Consider the following 14,836-nt stretch of genomic DNA (forward strand, 5'->3'; position numbering starts at 1 on the left):
CCGCGCGGCTCGTTCGGACGCCCGCCGTCGCAAACCTTGCGATCGCGTTCGGTGCCGCCGGGCGAGCCACTTCGGCCGCCGTCGCGTGGGTACGCACGACGGCGGCCGGGGCAAGGGCCGGTCGATGCCTGTGACCGACCCAGCCGACGGCCCGACTACCGCGAACGCAGCGGATACCGACGACTCAGCCAGCCGGCGGTCCGACTATTTCCTCGACCCTGTTGCGGCGGGGCCCGAGTCCTTGGATCACCAAGGCGTACAACATGATTACGACGACCGGCGCGATCGCCGGGGCCCAGGCCAGACGCAGCGGGAGCAGGGCCGCGCCCACCGCGCAGGCTGCGAAGCCGACGGCGCCGACGACCGAGGGCAGGGTGGTCGGGACGACGCCGATCGGTGCGGTCACGGTGGCCGCGTTCAGCAGGTAGGTGGTGGCGACCAGACCCGTTGCGGCGGCGGCGAGTACGCCGGTGTCGGCCCAGGCGAGCGCGCCGATCGCGACGAGGACGGCGGCGACCGCGGCGGGTCTGAACCACCAGCCCGCGACCACCAGGATCAGCGCGGGAATGCCCGCGAGCGGCGCCATCAGGATCACCGAGGCGACGAGCAGGACGCCGGCGAGGACGGCGAGGAATCTGGTCATCGGCGCACCCGCACGGTGCGACGGTGTTCGGGCAGCAGGCGCATGATCTCGTCGAGCCTGGCGTCCTGCGCCCACGGCACGATGTCGACGCCGACCGTGCCCATGTCGCGGTACATGGAGGCGCGTTCCAGCTGCCACATGCGGGCCAGCGTCGGGTCGAGGCCCTCGCGAAACGGCGTGCCGCGCAACACGTCCACCACCACCACGACGTGCCCGCGCTTGCGCAGATCGATCAGCGCCAGCGCGAACTGCGTGTCGAGCAGCGTGGTGAACGCCACCACGATCGCGCCGACCGGCACCGCGGCGTGCGGGGCCAGGGTGCCGGTGGTGGGGATGTGCTCGTCGCCCACGTCGAGCACGGTGTCGACGATGCGGTAGAACTGACGCCGCCCGATGTCGGGGCGCAGCCAGCGCGGACGCTGGCCGAGGCAGACCACGGCGGTCCGGTCGCCCGCCTGCAGAGTGGACTGCACGACCTGGGCCGCGCCGCGCACCGACAGCTCGAGCGAATCGGTCGCCGGGCCGGGCGCCTGCTGCGAGGTGTCGACCAGCACGACGACGTCGGCGGACCGGTTGGTCAGCCGCTCGGTGACATAGAGCCGACCGCGCCGGGCGCTCACCGGCCAGTTCACGATCCGCAGCTGATCGCCCGGCGCGTAGGCGCGGATGTCGGCGTACTCCACGCCGGGCCCGTGGCGACGGGTCAGGTGGGTGCCGAGCCGTTCGGGAAGTTCGGTGCGCGGCAAACGCATTCGCTGTGGATCGGTCACCGGGTAGACGAACAACTGTCCCGCGGGCAGCGTCGCGGTGGCGATGGCAAGTCCCGCCGGGCTGAGCGCGGACACCCGCACCGACACCGGGTAGCGGCCCCAGCGCCGGGCCTCCAGCGCCAGCCGCAGCCTGGCGGGCGCCGCCCCGGAGTCGCTCGCCTCTTCGATCTCGACCCCGAGCTCTGGTGCCGCCTGCGGTTTCAGGCGCAGCAGCGCGTGCCCCGACTCCACGAAGGCGGCGACGGTGAGCACCACCTCCTCGGTCTCGAAGCAGCGCAGGGTGCCGCCGCCGTCGACCTGAATCCTGGTCCGCGACTGCTGCCACGACGCGGTCGCGAGCACGCCGAGCAGCGGCGCGGCGAAGACCACCAGCTGCCAGCGCGCGGCGATCACTGCGACCACCAGCGCCACCGCGGCGCAGCCCGCCAGCATGTACACCAGAGGCGCGGGACGCCACCGCAATTCGGCCTCGACGGTGGCGCTCGCGTCGCGGTGCCTGGAGCGGGTCATGTCTGGGTGGCGCGCGGGACCGGCAGGCGGCGCAGCAGTTCGGCGATCACGTCCTCGCCGCGGATCCGGCGCACCCACATCTCGGGGCGCAGTGTGATCCGGTGCGCCATGGCCGGAATCGCGAGCGCCTTGACGTCTTCCGGGATGACGTAGTCCCGGCCGAGCAGCAGCGCGCGGGCCCGCGACATCTGCACCAGATCCAGTTCGGCGCGGGGACTCGCGCCCACCTCGACCTGCGGATGCCCGCGGGTCGCGCCGGCCAGGGCGACGACGTAGCCGACCACGTCGGGGTGCACCGTGACGTATTCGACCGACTGCCGCATCTCCAGCAGCCCATTGGCGTCCACCACCTGCCCGACCTGCGGCGGCGTCGCGCCGCGTTCCAGGCGCCTGCGGATCATCTGGGTCTCGTCGTGCTCGGAGAGATATCCGAGCCGCAGCTGGATGGCGAAACGGTCCAGCTGCGCCTCGGGCAGCGGGTAGGTGCCCTCGTATTCGATGGGGTTGTCGGTGGCGAGCACGATGAACGGCTGCGGCAGCGGGAAGGTCTCGCCGTCGATGCTGACCTGTCCCTCCGCCATCGCCTCCAGCAGCGCGGCCTGGGTCTTCGGCGGGGTGCGGTTCACCTCGTCGGCCAGCAGCACGTTGGTGAACACCGGACCGCGACGGAAGTTGAACCGCCCCGAGTTCATGTCGTAGATGGTCGAGCCGAGCAGGTCGGCGGGCAGCAGGTCGGGAGTGAACTGCACCCGGGTGAAGTCGAGGCCGAGCGCGGCGGCGAAGGACCTCGCGATCAGTGTCTTGCCGAGTCCGGGCAGGTCCTCGATGAGGACGTGCCCACCGGACAGCACAGCGATCATGATCAGCTGCATTTCGTCGCGTTTGCCCACGATGACGCGGGACAGCTCCCGCAGCACCGCATCGGTGCGCTGGACGGTCACGTCCAGTGGCATCGTCATTTGTCTACTCGCACTTGCTCAACCCATTTCACATTCTCTGCAGACGGCGCAGGATCTCGTCCAGCGCCGCCCGACCCGGTGCGCGCGTCGTCTGATCGCGCAGTGCCGAGTTCGCCGGATCCACCCAGCGCCACAGTTCCGGTCCGAACTGCAGAATCCCGGCCGTTTCGGTCGCCCTGCGGTTCTTGGCTACCCGCATGCCCGTGGACAACTCGAATTCTTTGGCAAGTAGTGGACGCAGGTGCCGATCCCAGTCGGCGCGGCTGCCGTCGGCCCGGTCGGCCAGCATCTGCGCCCGCGCCTGCCAGCGGTTCAGCATCTCCAGCGGGCCGTTCTCGATGTCGTCGGCATGGTCGTCGCGCTCCGCGTTCTCGCGCTCGCGCAACGTCCAGATCAGCTGGAAGAGCGCGAGGGCGACCGGGACGGCGGCGAGCAGCAGCATGGCGCCGCGCGCTTTGCCGAACGCGATCAGTTCGAGCACCACCACCGCGAGTATCGCGGCCGCGGCGATCCCCGCCCTGTTCATTCGGCCATCACCTCCCCTTGCAGATCGGCGAGCACGATGCGCAGCAGTTGTTCGGCGCGCATGCGCTGCCACTCCAGCATCGAGTGCGGGCTGAATCTGGCCTCCTCGAACAGCGAGACCAGCTCGCGCGCGGAGGCGTCGTGCAGCGCGCCGCGCTCGAACGCGCGCGCCAGCACTTCCATCGGGGTGTCGGAAGCCAACGGGGCGGCGGCCCGGTCGACGGTGAGGCCGCGCTCCATCGCGACGTAGCAGGCGATGATGGCGGTGCGCGGGTCCTGGCCCGGCGCGTTCATCGCGGCCAGACCCATTTCGGCGGCCCTGGCCAGCGAGTCGACCACGGTCGCCGGGGTGGGAGCCTCCGGCGGCGGCGCGGGGACGGGCTTGCGACGGGCCGTCGCCGCGACCACCACGAGGCCGACCAGCGCCACGCCGAGCAACACACCAGCGGCGACGATCGTCAGCACCAGGCTGGTGCCGGTCAGGCTTTCCGCTCCGCCTGGCTGGGGCGGCGGTGTGGTCGGAAGGTGTTCGGGCGGCGCGCCCTCCCCAGTGGCGGGCGAGGGCTCAGCGGGCTGAACTTGCCTGCCCGCGCCGACGAAGAACACGGCGGAAGCCGCGGCGAGCACCAACGAGAGACCGGCCAGCGCCGCGAGCACCAGCAGGCCGACGCGACCGAGCTTCCACTGCCGACGCTCGCGCTCGCGATCCGGTTCGGGCATGGCGAGCGGCAGCCGGTGCTGGCTGGCGATCACACCCGCCAGCAGGATCACCACGGAAACCGTGAGCAGCACCGGCATCAGGGCCACGGCGAGCGCGTTGGGCCCCGAGCCACGATCGGCGGTCTCGACCGCGCCGGGGATGTGCCCACGCAGCGTGATCGCGGCAACGGCCAGCAGCGTGATCAGCACGATCACGCGCGATATCGCCGCTCGCGCCCGGACCACCAGCGTTACCACCAAACCTGAGTACTGCTCGAAACAGCCACATAGTTACATGCCGAGCGGTCCGCTCGGGAGGGAATCGAATACTTCGGATCGCCTCCGTTTTAACTGGGTTACCGGCGAGTCGCCGCAGGTCGGCCCACTACCAAGCGGCGGCGGTCACCGGTTGTGAGATCTCACAGAGACGGCTGGCGGTGCGCGAAATATCCGGAACGCCGACCACGCCGTCGACCAGCTCCGGCAGCGGCGCGGCGGCGCACAGCGTCAGTTCCAGATCGGCGTCGTAGAGCACGTCGACGAGGTTCGCCAGGCGCATCGCCCAGTCCGGCGGCACCTCCCGCAACCGGGGCACGTCCTCGATCGTCCAGCGCCGGAAACGCTGAGCCAGCAGCACGTAGTCGGCGGCCGAGGTGGCGGCGCCGCAGAGCGCGGTGAAATCGACGGTGATCGCGTCGCCGTCCACCGCGCGTGCCCGCAGCGTGCGGTCGCCGATCGGGACCTCGACCACGCCCTCGGTGGGCGCGCACCCGATCAGGTAGCGGCCCGCCCTGAAACCGCTCGCAGCGTCGCGCAGATGCAGCGTGCGGTAGTCGGTGGGTCCGTCCACCGAGATCACGTCCAAGCGCTCGACGATGCGCGCGATGGTCGGCAGGAACCGATCGTGGAACAGCGGATTCGGCAGCAGCTGCTCGGGCGGGTAGTTCGAGGTGAGCACGAGCGCGATACGGCGGGCGAACAGCGCGTCCAGCATGCGGGCGATGAGCATCGCGTCACCGATGTCGTGCACGTGGAACTCGTCGAAGCACACCAGGCGGGCGGCGCCGAGCAGGCGCTCGATCGCGGTGTCGATGGATCCGGATTCGTGTGCGGCGGTGTGTAATTCGGCGAAGAACCGGTGGAAATGGTAGCGCTTCACACGGTCGGGAGCGACGGTGGCGAGGAAGCGGTCCATCAGCATGGTCTTGCCGCGGCCGGGTCGTCCGTACAGGTAGACCCCGCGCGCGCCCTTGACCGGACGACCGCGCCCGTCCACCAGGCGAGCCAGCCGGTCGGCGGCCGCGCGCTGATCCGCGTCGAGTTCGATCGTCATCCGAGCCTCCCATCTCTACAGATGTAGAGTCCTCTACAGTTGTAGAGCACGGAGCGGGACTCGACCAGGGAAGGTGACGATGTCCACAACCGACCGGCGCATCCTGATCGTCGACGCGGCCATCGAACTGATCGCCCGCCGCGGGATTCGCGCGCTGACGCATCGCGCGCTGGACACGGCACTGGAGCTGCCGCCCGGATCGTCCTCGTATTACTTCCGCACCAAACGCGCGCTGATCGAGGCGATCGCCGACCGGATCTCCGCCCGTTCCCGCAGCGATTTCGTCGGGGCGGAATTCGCCGCACCCGAGACGGCCGACCTGCCGTCCGTCGCCCACGGCATCGCGGTCTGGCTGGACCGGCTCCTCCTCGAACGCCGCGACCATCTGATCGCCCGGCACGCCCTGATCGTCGACCTGATCGGCGATCCAGAACTGCACACTCGGCTGAGCAACAGCCTCTTCTCACTGGAAGGCGCGCGGGAACTGTTCCGCGCCAACGACTTCCCCGACCCGGACACCGCCGCCGCCGACTTCATCGCTGTCCTGGAGGGCGCGGTCTTCGACCGCTTCGGGGGCAACCGCAGCAGCCTCCCGCCCGGCACACCCGCCAGCGTCAGCCAGCTGACCACTCTCCTATCCACCTACCTCCACCGCTGACCTGCCACCTCGCAGACCCTCCGCACGCCTCGCAGACCGCACAACCTGCGCGAAGCGTGCAGAAGGTCTGTGACGTCGATGTATATGGGCCACAGCGACGCTTCGTCAGGCTCCGCTGCGACTGGCCACACATCTTTCGCACTCTTCACATAGGCACCGCCTATGCGGGGCGGGTGGTGGGTGTGTGGGAGCTAGACGGACCAGCCGCGTTGGGAGTAGGTGGCGCCGGTGAAGTAGGCGCGGATGCCTGCGGCGGGGTACTCGATGAGGTTATGGGGCAACGCGGTCAGGGGGAACCAGGCGAGCTCGTAGCTCTTGTCCGGCTCGCGATTGATCGGCTCGCCGGACCAGGTCACGGCTTCGAAGAAGAGGCCGATGCGGGCTTCTCGGCCCGGGGAGACGACGTGCGCGGTGTGGATGTGGCGCAGATCCGTGGGATCGACGACAACGCCGATCTCCTCCATCGCCTCGCGGGCCGTGGCCTCGGTGGCCGACTCCCCCGTCTCGAGCTTGCCCGCGGGCAGGTGCCAGCGCCCGTCGAACTCGTCCGCGCTGCGCCGCTTGCTCAACAGCACTTCGCCCGCGCGGACGAGCAGGATGTGGACGTCGACGATGTGCCGGTCGGTCATGAGACTCCTCCCGTGGCGGCGAGTGTGCCGCTCCAACCTACGGGTTGGACCCTCCGTCGTTCCGGCGAACGCCGGGCACCGGTGGGACAGCCGACGCCGTGGCGGGGCCGGACCCCGGCGTTCGGCGGAACGACGGAGGCGATCCGAATCAGTTGGCGCTGAGCACCAGACCGGAGGTCGGCACGCCGGTGCCCGCGGTGACCACGATGTTGCGCAGCGCGTCGACCTGGTTGACCGACGTGCCGCGAATCTGGCGCACCGCCTCGGCGATGCCGTTCATGCCGTGGATGTACGCCTCGCCCAGCTGGCCGCCGTGCGTGTTGAGCGGCAGCCTGCCGCCGAGCTCGATCGCGCCGTCCTTGACGAACTCCTTGGCCTCGCCCCGACCACAGAACCCGAGTTCCTCGAGCTGCATGAGCACGAACGGGGTGAAGTGGTCGTAGAGGATCGCGGCCTGCATGTCCTGCGGGCCCAATCCGCTTTGCGCCCAAAGCTGTTCGCCGACGAGGCCCATCTCCGGCAGGCCGGACATGGCGTCGCGGTAGTAGCTGGTCATCACGTACTGGTCCGCGCCGGAACCCTGCGCGGCTCCGGCGATCACCGCGGGCCGCTGCGGCAGGTCGCGGGCCCGCTCCACGCTCGTCACCACGATGGCCACGCCACCGTCGGACTCCTGGCAGCAGTCGAGCAGGTGCAGCGGTTCGGCGATCCAGCGCGAATTCTGGTGGTCTTCCAAGGTGATCGGCTTGCCGTAGAAGAAGGCGTCCGGGTTCACCGCGGCGTGCTTGCGGTCGGCGACGGCGACCCGGCCGAAATCCTCGCTGGTCGCGCCGTAGACGTGCATGTAGCGGCGCGCCACCATGGCGACCTGGGCGGCGGGCGTGCCGAGCCCCTGGGGATAGGACCAGCCCGCGTCGATGCCCGACGAGGTCGGCGCGGTGGCCAGCGCCGTGGAGAACTGGCCGAACCGCGACACCGAGCGCTCGTTGAAGGCGCGGTAGGCGACCACCACCTCGGCGACGCCGGTGGCCACCGCCATGGCGGCCTGCTGCACGGTCGCGCAGGCCGCGCCACCGCCGTAACCGATGTGGCTGAAGAACTTCAGCTGCGGAATGCCCGTCGCCCTCGCGACCGCCGCCTGTGTGTTGGTGTCCATGGTGAAGGTGGTCAGCCCGTCCACGTCGGCGGGCGTCAGGCCCGCGTCCGCGAGGGCGGCCGTGACCGCCTCGGCCGCCAGCCGCAACTCGCTGCGACCGGAGTCCTTGGAGAAATCGGTGGCGCCGATGCCGACGATGGCGGCGCGTCCCGACAGAGCCTCAGTCATTCGTACCCCGCAGAGCGATGACGACTTTCGCCGTGATGTGGTCGCCGAGGCTGTCTCGCCCGACGACGTCGATGTGGACGTCCTCGCCAACGACCGCGCTCACCGTGCCGGTGAGGGTCAACGTGTCGCCCGCGTACAGCGGCACCCCGAGGCGCAGCGCGATCGACTTCACGATGGCGCGCGGGCCCGCCCAGTCGGTGACGAAGCGCTGCACCAGGCCGGTGTCGGTGAGGATGTTGACGAAGATGTCCTTGGATCCGCGCGCGACGGCCTTGTCCCTGTCGTGGTGCACGTCCTGGAAATCGCGGGTGGCGATGGCCGTGCTGATCACGAAGGTCGGGTCGGCGTGCACGACCAGTTCCGGCAGCGTCGCGCCGACCTGCGCGGCGGTGGGCTCACCCGTCACCCGACCACCACCCCTCACCGAATCGCTTCGCGATGCTGTCGTCATTTGTTCACCGTCCAATACGGCAGGACGGCCTCGTCGTCGAGCTTCTCGAACTCCACCCGCACCGGCAGGCCGACCTCGACCTCGGCCGGATCGATGCCACGCAGTTCACCGAGCATGCGCACGCCCTCCTCCAATTCGACCAGCGCGACCACGAACGGCAGCTGCCGCCCCGGCACTTTCGGCGCGTGATGCACGACGTAGCTGAACACCGTGCCGCGCCCCGAGGCGACCACGTACTCGGTCGGCTCGGACTTGTCCTGCCACAGCGCGGGGACCGGCGGATGCCTCAGCGTGCCGTCCGGCAGCTTCTGGATCCGCAGTTCGCCGAGCTTCGTTCCTTCCCAGAAGAATTCGGTGTCGTGCGAGACCAGCGGCTTGACCCGCTCGCCCGCGGGCTGCGCCGGAGCGGCAGCCGTGCCCGGCGCGAATTTCAGGATCCGGAACAGCATTTCGGTGACGAGCTCGTCGCCCACCCGCCACGAAGTGCGGAAGGTGACGAACCAGCCGTCGCCGAGCCCGGTGCGCTTGGGTCCCGTGATGGTCTCCAGCCGACTGGTGACGGTCACCTGTTCGCCGGGCACCAGGTAGCGGTGGTAGATCTGCTCGCAATTGGTGCCGACCACCGAGGTGAAGCCCGCCTCGTCGAGCAGTTCGGTGGTGGCGCCCATCGGATCGTCCTCCGGGCGAACACCGTTGAGCCCGAACATGGTCCACACTTGCGCCATCGCGGGCGGCGCGACGATGCCAGGGTGGCCCGCGGCGCGAGCGACGGCCTCGTCGACGTAGATGGGGTTGGTGTCGCCGATGGCCTCGACCCAGTTGTTGATCATCGGCTGATTCACCGGGTCGCGCGCGAGGCGCGGCGCGCACTCGCCCGCCGCGATGATCTTCTCGGCGGCGGCGACGATCGCTTCCGGCGTTGACGTGTCCGGCACGACGCGGCTCCTTCTTCCTATCGGGGTACTCGCGGCAGGTTCAGTCCGGCGGTGGCGACGAGCTCGCGCATGATCTCGTTGACGCCGCCGCCGAAGGTCACCACGAGGTTCTGTTTGGTGCGCCGGTCCAGCCAGGTGAGCAGTTCGGCGGTGGCGGGCTCGGCCGGATCGCCGTGGCGGCCGACGATCTCCTCGGCCAGGCGGCCCGCTTCCTGGAGTGACTCGGTGGAGAACACCTTGGTGGCCGAAGCGTCGGCGATGACCTGCGACTGGTCGCCGTCCGGGCTCTTGTCGGCGGCCGCGACCTGCCAGTTCAGCAGTTCGTTCAGCCGGACCATGGCGTGCATACGGCCCAGCGACCGCTGCACGTCGGATTCGACGAGCAGCCCGCGCGGTCGCGCCCAGTCGCGCACCCGGTCGTAGAGCTGTTCGATCTTGCCGGACGGGCCGAGGCTCACCCGCTCGTGATTGAGCTGGGTGGTGATCAGCCGCCAGCCCCGGTTCTCCTCGCCGACCAGCATGTCGGCCGGGACGCGGACGTTGTCGAAATAGGTGGCGTTGGTGTGGTGGGCGCCGTCGCAGGTGATGATCGGCGTCCAGGAGTAGCCGGGATCCTCGGTGTCCACGATCAGGATCGTGATGCCGCGGTGGCGCGAGTCCGCCGTGCCGGTGCGGCAGGCCAGCCAGACGTAGTCGGCTTCGTGCGCGCCGGTGGTGAAGATCTTCTGCCCGTTGACGATCCAGTCGCCCGAGGCATCGCGGACGGCGCTGGTGCGCAGCGAGGCCAGGTCGGTGCCCGCCTCCGGCTCGGAGTAGCCGATCGCGAAATGGATATCGCCGGAAAGGATTCCGGGCAGGAACTTCTGCTTCTGCGCGTCGGTGCCGTAGGTCTGCAAGGTCGGTCCGACGGTCAGCAGCGTCACCAGCGGCAGCGGGACGTCGGCCCGTACCGCCTCGTTGAAGAAGATCTGCTGTTCGACGGGCCCGAAACCCTGCCCGCCGTATTCCTTCGGCCAGCCGACCCCGAGCCAACCGTCGCGGCCCATGCGCCGCACGACGGCGCGGTAGGCGTCGCCGTGCCGGTTCACCGCCATCTCGGCCTCCTCTTCGGGAGTGACGAGATCGGCGAAGTAGGTGCGGAGTTCGTCGCGCAGCGCGCGCTGCTCGGCGGTCAGATCGATGAACATCTTGCTCCTAAGCGATCCAGACGGAACGACGCGCCGCCGAGCCAGCGGGCGATGTCCTTGGCCTGGGAGTAGTAGCGGTGCATCGGATGGGTCACGTCGACGCCGAGACCTCCGTGCAGGTGATGACACTTCTGCATGGCGGCGGGCAGCTCGGAGGCCACGGTATAGGCGAGCACGTCGAGGTCGTCGTCGACGCGCTCCAGGTGCGCGGAACCGGTGTCGGGCTGCGAAAGCGCCCAGTTCGCCGAGACGGCCGCGGCGTGCAGGGTGCGGGAGACCACGTACAGGTCGGCGATCTGCTGGGCCACCGCCTGGAATTCGGCCAGCGGCCGGTCGAACTGGCGGCGCACCCGCAGGTGTTCGGCGGTGAGCACCAGTGCGCCCTTCAGCAGGCCGTCGGCGACCGAGCCGATGCTCGCGACGGCCAGCCGGTGCAATCGCGGGAGGCCGCCGGGGAGCAACTGCTCGGCCGGGATCTCCACGTTGTCCAGCAGGACACTGCCCTCGGGCAGGCCGCCCGAGGACGGTGAGGGCGTCACGGTCAGTCCGGCGGCATCGCGGTCGACGAGCGCGATGCCGGAATCGGTGGGGATCAGCAGCCAGCGCGCCTGCTCGGCATAGGGCACCGCGACCTTGCGCCCGCTGACCCGCACGACGGACCCTTCGGCGACCGCGGTCGTCTTCGGTGTCGCGGCGAACGGCGCGCCGGGTTCGCTGAGCGCCGCGGTGAGCACCGCGCCCTTCGCGACCTCCGGATAGATCCGTTCGGCCACCGCGTCGGGCAGCACGGGCAGCAGCGCGAGCAGCCCGAAACCGAGCGTCGGCAGGGCGGGCACCGCCACCGCGTCGGTGGCCAGCTCGGTGAGCAGCACGGAGATCTCCGGCAGGCCCATACCGTCGCCGCCGAAGCGCTCCGGCAGCGCGACCCCGAGCAGGCCCGAGTCGACGAGGCTCGGCCACAGCTCGATATCGCGTGCGGATTCGCGCTCCAGCAAACTCACTACCACTTCGGCGACGGCGTCCTGGCCCTCGTCCCTGGTGAAGTCCACGATGTTCTCCAGTTAACTCGGTATCGCCCGGTGATTCCTTGGGGGGTGGTCGGGCGACGGGTGGGCTCGTCGACTAACTGTCCGCATCGCGAGGCAGCCCGAGAATCCGCTCACCGGCCACGGTGAGCAGGATCTGCTCGGTGCCTCCCGCGATGGAAAGACAACGGGTGAGCAGGAATTCGGTCACCTCGTCCGAATCCTGCGCACCGTTCGGTCCCGCCGCCTCGACGGCGAACTCCGCCACCGCCTGGCGGTGCCGCACACCCACCAGCTTGCGCACACTGCTCTGCGCGCCGGGGTCGGCGCCCGCCAGCATCGCGACGGCGGCCCGCTGCTCGAGCAGCAGCCCGGCGATGGCCTCGGCGACGAAGCCGCCGAGCCGGTCGTTCCTCAGCTCCGCGCCGGGCCCGGTGGCGGGCAGCTTGGCGATGAGCTCCTCCAGCACCGGCCCGATCCCGTTGCCGCCCATCGCGACTCGTTCGGTGGACAGCGTGGAGCGGGCGATCTTCCACCCGTTGTTCAGCGCACCGACCAGGCAGTCGTCCGGCACGAAGACGTCGTCGAGGAACACCTCGCTGAATCGCGCCTCGCCGGTGATCTGCACCAGCGGCCGGACCTCGAGCCCCTTGCTGCGCATGTCGACGAGGAAGTAGGAGATGCCGCGATGCTTGGGCGCGTCGGCGTCGGTGCGCGCCAGGCAGATGCCCCAGTTCGCCTTGTCGCCCAACGAAGTCCAGACCTTCTGGCCGTTCAGCACCCAGCCGCCGTCGACCCGCTTGGCGGTGGTGCGCAGGGCGGCGAGGTCGGAGCCCGCGCCAGGCTCGCTGAACAGCTGGCACCACACCACCTCGCCGCGCAGCGTCGGCCAGGCGAAGCGATCGATCTGCTCCTGGGTGCCGTGCTGCAACAGCGTCGGGATGGCCCAGCCGCCGATGGCGAGGTCGGGCGCGGTGAGGCCGGCGCGGCGCAACTCCTCGGAGATCACGAGGCCGGTCATCGGATCGGCGCCGCGACCGTAGGGCGCGGGCCAGTGCGGCATCGCCAGTCCCGCGTCCACCAGGGCGTCGCGCCGCTGGCCGACCGGGAGAGCCGCGATCGCGGCGACCTCGGCGGCCAGGTCGGTGGCGGCCGAGCCGTCCACGCCCTCGGCGGCGAAGACCCGGTCGGCGCCGGTGGTGCGGCGCATGCCCGACCGCGTCAGCTCGGTGACCCTGGCCCGCCAGCGGGCCGAGCCGCCGAGCAACTGGCGCAGCGCCGTGGCCCTGCGCAGGTAGAAGTGGGCGTCGTGTTCCCAGGTGAAGCCGATGCCGCCGAGCACCTGGATGCAGTCCTTGGCGGTCTCCACCGCGGCGTCCAGCGCGATGGCCGCGGCGATGGCGGCCGCGATCGGCAGTTCGGCGCCGCCCTCGTCGACGGCCGCGGCGGCGTCCAGCGCGACCGAGCGGATCAGCTCGGTGCGGCACAGCATCCACGCGCAGATGTGCTTGACCGCCTGGAAGGAACCGATCTTGCGGCCGAACTGCTCACGCACCTTGGCGTATTCGACCGCGGTGTCGAGGCACCAGCCCGCCAGACCGGCGAGCTCCGCGGCGACGAGTGCCACGAGCAGATCTTCGACCCGGTGCGCCGAGGCGAACATCCGCTCGGCGGGCACCGCGACCTCGGCGCAGTGCACCCTGGCCAGCGGGGTGCTCGGATCGGCGGAGGCCAGTACCTCGATCCGCAGCCCCGCGGCGTCCGGCGGCACCAAGCACCAGCGCGGACCGTCGGGACTGTCGACGGGAAGCAACACGGCGGTTCCCGTGGCGGCCCCGAGCACGAATTCCCAGACACCGGTGAGCAACACCTCATCGGCGCCTGCGGGTACGCTGACACCCGTCACGGACGAAATGTCCGGACCGGCAACGACGTCGAGCGCGATACCGCACGGCAGGTCCTCGGCGAGGGCGCCCGCGGTGACCAGGTTGGCCAGGGCGGTGCTGAGCACCGGCCCGCCCACCAGATCGTGCGCCGCCTGCTCCAGCAGCACGGCGAGATCGGCGACCGACCCACCGGCGCCACCCGCGTCCTCGGCGACCGCGACCCGGAAGATCCCGAGTTCGGCCAGCGCGGGCCAGTACGCGCGCCAGAACCCGACCGGCTCGGCTCGCATCGTTGCAATCGGACGGACCGATCCGGCCCAGCCCCGCATCGACTCCTGAACGGCTTTATGCTCGTCAGTGGTGGCGATGGTCACACTCCAACCCGCCTTTCCGGCGTGACTCCCACACCTAGAACATGTTCTAATATCCTTGCCGTGCGGAAGTCAAGAGACGGCCATCCGTATCGGTCAGCACCGCGCGCCAGGCCGACGTACGACGTTCGAGGAAAGGACCCTTTTCGATGGCCAGCCCCTCCCGCTCGCAGCCCGCCGACGCGAGCGCCGCCCGCCCAGCGACCGTCACGACGCTCAGCGAGGACGATCTGAGCTCGGCCGCGCAGCGCGAGCGACGCAAGCGCATCCTGGACGCGACGCTGGCGCTGGCCTCCAAGGGCGGATACGACGCGGTGCAGATGCGCGCCGTCGCCGAGCGCGCGGATGTGGCCGTCGGCACCCTCTACCGGTACTTCCCGTCCAAGGTGCACCTGCTGGTCTCGGCGCTGGCCAGGGAGTTCGAGCAGATCGAGGGCAAACGCAAGCCGCTTGCCGGAACGACGCCGCAGGAGCGCATGCACCTGCTGCTCACCCAGATCACCCGGATGATGCAGCGCGACCCGCTGCTCACCGAGGCCATGACGCGCGCGTTCATGTTCGCCGACGCCTCGGCCGCGGCCGAAGTGGATCGCGTCGGCAAGGTGATGGATCGGGTTTTCGCCCGCGCCATGAACGACGGAGAACCGACCGAGCGGCAACTGGCCATTGCTCGCGTCATCAGTGACGTGTGGCTTTCCAATCTGGTGGCGTGGCTCACTCGACGGGCTTCGGCGACCGATGTCACAGACCGTCTCGAACTGACCGTGGATCTTCTGCTCGGAGACCAAGCGGCGAAATAGCCGGATGCGATAACTCGCTCCCTCTGAATCGGATCGACGAGTCCGGTCGCCGGGCAGACTGCCCGCGACCGGACTACCGTGGTGTTATGCCGCGCTTGCCTCTGCACGCGGAGCAGACCGCGAACCGTCAT

The 14,836-nt window shown here is 70.0% G+C and carries 15 protein-coding genes; 2 read left to right on the plus strand and 13 right to left on the minus strand.

Annotation, left to right across the window (positions count from 1 at the left end; genetic code table 11):
- Positions 1 to 184: 184 nt before the first annotated feature.
- The 6 genes from AC3ERS_RS13555 to zapE all read right to left on the minus strand — a co-directional run bounded on the left by AC3ERS_RS13555 (position 185) and on the right by zapE (position 5,439).
- Positions 185 to 643 (minus strand): hypothetical protein, encoded by a 459-nt coding sequence (locus AC3ERS_RS13555; protein ID WP_431967192.1) that lies wholly within the window; start codon positions 641 to 643, stop codon positions 185 to 187.
- The gene (locus AC3ERS_RS13560; protein ID WP_431967194.1) at positions 640 to 1,923 is read right to left on the minus strand and encodes a DUF58 domain-containing protein; all 1,284 of its coding nucleotides are present in this window, start codon (positions 1,921 to 1,923) and stop codon (positions 640 to 642) included. The genes AC3ERS_RS13555 and AC3ERS_RS13560 overlap by 4 nt, the downstream gene beginning before the upstream one ends.
- Positions 1,920 to 2,882, minus strand: a complete 963-nt coding sequence (locus AC3ERS_RS13565; protein ID WP_431967196.1) for an AAA family ATPase — start codon at positions 2,880 to 2,882, stop codon at positions 1,920 to 1,922. The genes AC3ERS_RS13560 and AC3ERS_RS13565 overlap by 4 nt, the downstream gene beginning before the upstream one ends.
- 28 nt (positions 2,883 to 2,910) lie before the next feature.
- Complete coding sequence (locus tag AC3ERS_RS13570; RefSeq protein ID WP_431967198.1) at positions 2,911 to 3,408, minus strand: hypothetical protein; 498 nt, start codon at positions 3,406 to 3,408, stop codon at positions 2,911 to 2,913.
- The gene (locus tag AC3ERS_RS13575) at positions 3,405 to 4,364 is read right to left on the minus strand and encodes a DUF4129 domain-containing protein (RefSeq protein ID WP_431967200.1); all 960 of its coding nucleotides are present in this window, start codon (positions 4,362 to 4,364) and stop codon (positions 3,405 to 3,407) included. The genes AC3ERS_RS13570 and AC3ERS_RS13575 overlap by 4 nt, the downstream gene beginning before the upstream one ends.
- 127 nt (positions 4,365 to 4,491) lie before the next feature.
- A complete protein-coding gene (gene zapE / locus AC3ERS_RS13580) occupies positions 4,492 to 5,439 on the minus strand; it encodes a cell division protein ZapE (protein ID WP_431967202.1) in 948 nt (315 codons plus the stop codon).
- 79 nt (positions 5,440 to 5,518) lie between these two features.
- Between zapE and AC3ERS_RS13585 the strand changes: the two genes are divergently transcribed.
- The gene (locus AC3ERS_RS13585; RefSeq protein WP_431967204.1) at positions 5,519 to 6,097 is read left to right on the plus strand and encodes a TetR/AcrR family transcriptional regulator; all 579 of its coding nucleotides are present in this window, start codon (positions 5,519 to 5,521) and stop codon (positions 6,095 to 6,097) included.
- Positions 6,098 to 6,288: 191 nt separating this feature from the next.
- Here AC3ERS_RS13585 and AC3ERS_RS13590 read toward each other — a convergent pair whose 3' ends face one another.
- The 7 genes from AC3ERS_RS13590 to AC3ERS_RS13620 all read right to left on the minus strand — a co-directional run bounded on the left by AC3ERS_RS13590 (position 6,289) and on the right by AC3ERS_RS13620 (position 13,908).
- Positions 6,289 to 6,726, minus strand: coding sequence for an NUDIX hydrolase (locus tag AC3ERS_RS13590; RefSeq protein ID WP_431967206.1), 438 nt, complete (start codon positions 6,724 to 6,726; stop codon positions 6,289 to 6,291).
- Positions 6,727 to 6,874: 148 nt separating this feature from the next.
- Positions 6,875 to 8,050, minus strand: coding sequence for a lipid-transfer protein (locus tag AC3ERS_RS13595; RefSeq protein WP_431967208.1), 1,176 nt, complete (start codon positions 8,048 to 8,050; stop codon positions 6,875 to 6,877).
- A complete protein-coding gene (locus AC3ERS_RS13600) occupies positions 8,043 to 8,501 on the minus strand; it encodes a MaoC family dehydratase (RefSeq protein WP_431967210.1) in 459 nt (152 codons plus the stop codon). The genes AC3ERS_RS13595 and AC3ERS_RS13600 overlap by 8 nt, the downstream gene beginning before the upstream one ends.
- Entirely contained in the window at positions 8,498 to 9,436 is a 939-nt protein-coding gene (locus tag AC3ERS_RS13605) for a bifunctional MaoC family dehydratase N-terminal/OB-fold nucleic acid binding domain-containing protein (protein WP_431967212.1), read from the minus strand. Before AC3ERS_RS13605 ends, AC3ERS_RS13600 begins: the two co-directional genes overlap by 4 nt.
- 17 nt (positions 9,437 to 9,453) lie before the next feature.
- A complete protein-coding gene (locus AC3ERS_RS13610) occupies positions 9,454 to 10,623 on the minus strand; it encodes an acyl-CoA dehydrogenase family protein (RefSeq protein ID WP_431967214.1) in 1,170 nt (389 codons plus the stop codon).
- Positions 10,608 to 11,672, minus strand: a complete 1,065-nt coding sequence (locus tag AC3ERS_RS13615; RefSeq protein WP_431967216.1) for an acyl-CoA dehydrogenase family protein — start codon at positions 11,670 to 11,672, stop codon at positions 10,608 to 10,610. The genes AC3ERS_RS13610 and AC3ERS_RS13615 overlap by 16 nt, the downstream gene beginning before the upstream one ends.
- Before the next feature lie 73 nt (positions 11,673 to 11,745).
- Positions 11,746 to 13,908 (minus strand): acyl-CoA dehydrogenase family protein, encoded by a 2,163-nt coding sequence (locus AC3ERS_RS13620; RefSeq protein WP_431967218.1) that lies wholly within the window; start codon positions 13,906 to 13,908, stop codon positions 11,746 to 11,748.
- A 146-nt stretch (positions 13,909 to 14,054) separates the two neighbouring features.
- Here AC3ERS_RS13620 and kstR point away from each other — a divergent pair, with 146 nt between their 5' ends.
- Entirely contained in the window at positions 14,055 to 14,705 is a 651-nt protein-coding gene (gene kstR / locus AC3ERS_RS13625; RefSeq protein WP_067842427.1) for a cholesterol catabolism transcriptional regulator KstR, read from the plus strand.
- Positions 14,706 to 14,836: the final 131 nt, after the last annotated feature.

Source organism: Nocardia sp. bgisy134 (assembly GCF_057708325.1).

Excerpts from the sequence above, each read along its gene's own strand:
- AC3ERS_RS13555 (WP_431967192.1), bottom strand. The coding sequence starts at position 643 with ATGACCAGATTCCTCGCCGTCCTCGCCGGCGTCCTGCTCGTCGCCTCG.
- AC3ERS_RS13560 (WP_431967194.1), bottom strand. The coding sequence starts at position 1,923 with ATGACCCGCTCCAGGCACCGCGACGCGAGCGCCACCGTCGAGGCCGAA.
- AC3ERS_RS13565 (WP_431967196.1), bottom strand. The coding sequence starts at position 2,882 with ATGACGATGCCACTGGACGTGACCGTCCAGCGCACCGATGCGGTGCTG.
- AC3ERS_RS13570 (WP_431967198.1), bottom strand. The coding sequence starts at position 3,408 with ATGAACAGGGCGGGGATCGCCGCGGCCGCGATACTCGCGGTGGTGGTG.
- zapE (WP_431967202.1), bottom strand. The coding sequence starts at position 5,439 with ATGACGATCGAACTCGACGCGGATCAGCGCGCGGCCGCCGACCGGCTG.
- AC3ERS_RS13585 (WP_431967204.1), top strand. The coding sequence starts at position 5,519 with ATGTCCACAACCGACCGGCGCATCCTGATCGTCGACGCGGCCATCGAA.
- AC3ERS_RS13590 (WP_431967206.1), bottom strand. The coding sequence starts at position 6,726 with ATGACCGACCGGCACATCGTCGACGTCCACATCCTGCTCGTCCGCGCG.
- AC3ERS_RS13595 (WP_431967208.1), bottom strand. The coding sequence starts at position 8,050 with ATGACTGAGGCTCTGTCGGGACGCGCCGCCATCGTCGGCATCGGCGCC.
- AC3ERS_RS13600 (WP_431967210.1), bottom strand. The coding sequence starts at position 8,501 with ATGACGACAGCATCGCGAAGCGATTCGGTGAGGGGTGGTGGTCGGGTG.
- AC3ERS_RS13610 (WP_431967214.1), bottom strand. The coding sequence starts at position 10,623 with ATGTTCATCGATCTGACCGCCGAGCAGCGCGCGCTGCGCGACGAACTC.
- kstR (WP_067842427.1), top strand. The coding sequence starts at position 14,055 with ATGGCCAGCCCCTCCCGCTCGCAGCCCGCCGACGCGAGCGCCGCCCGC.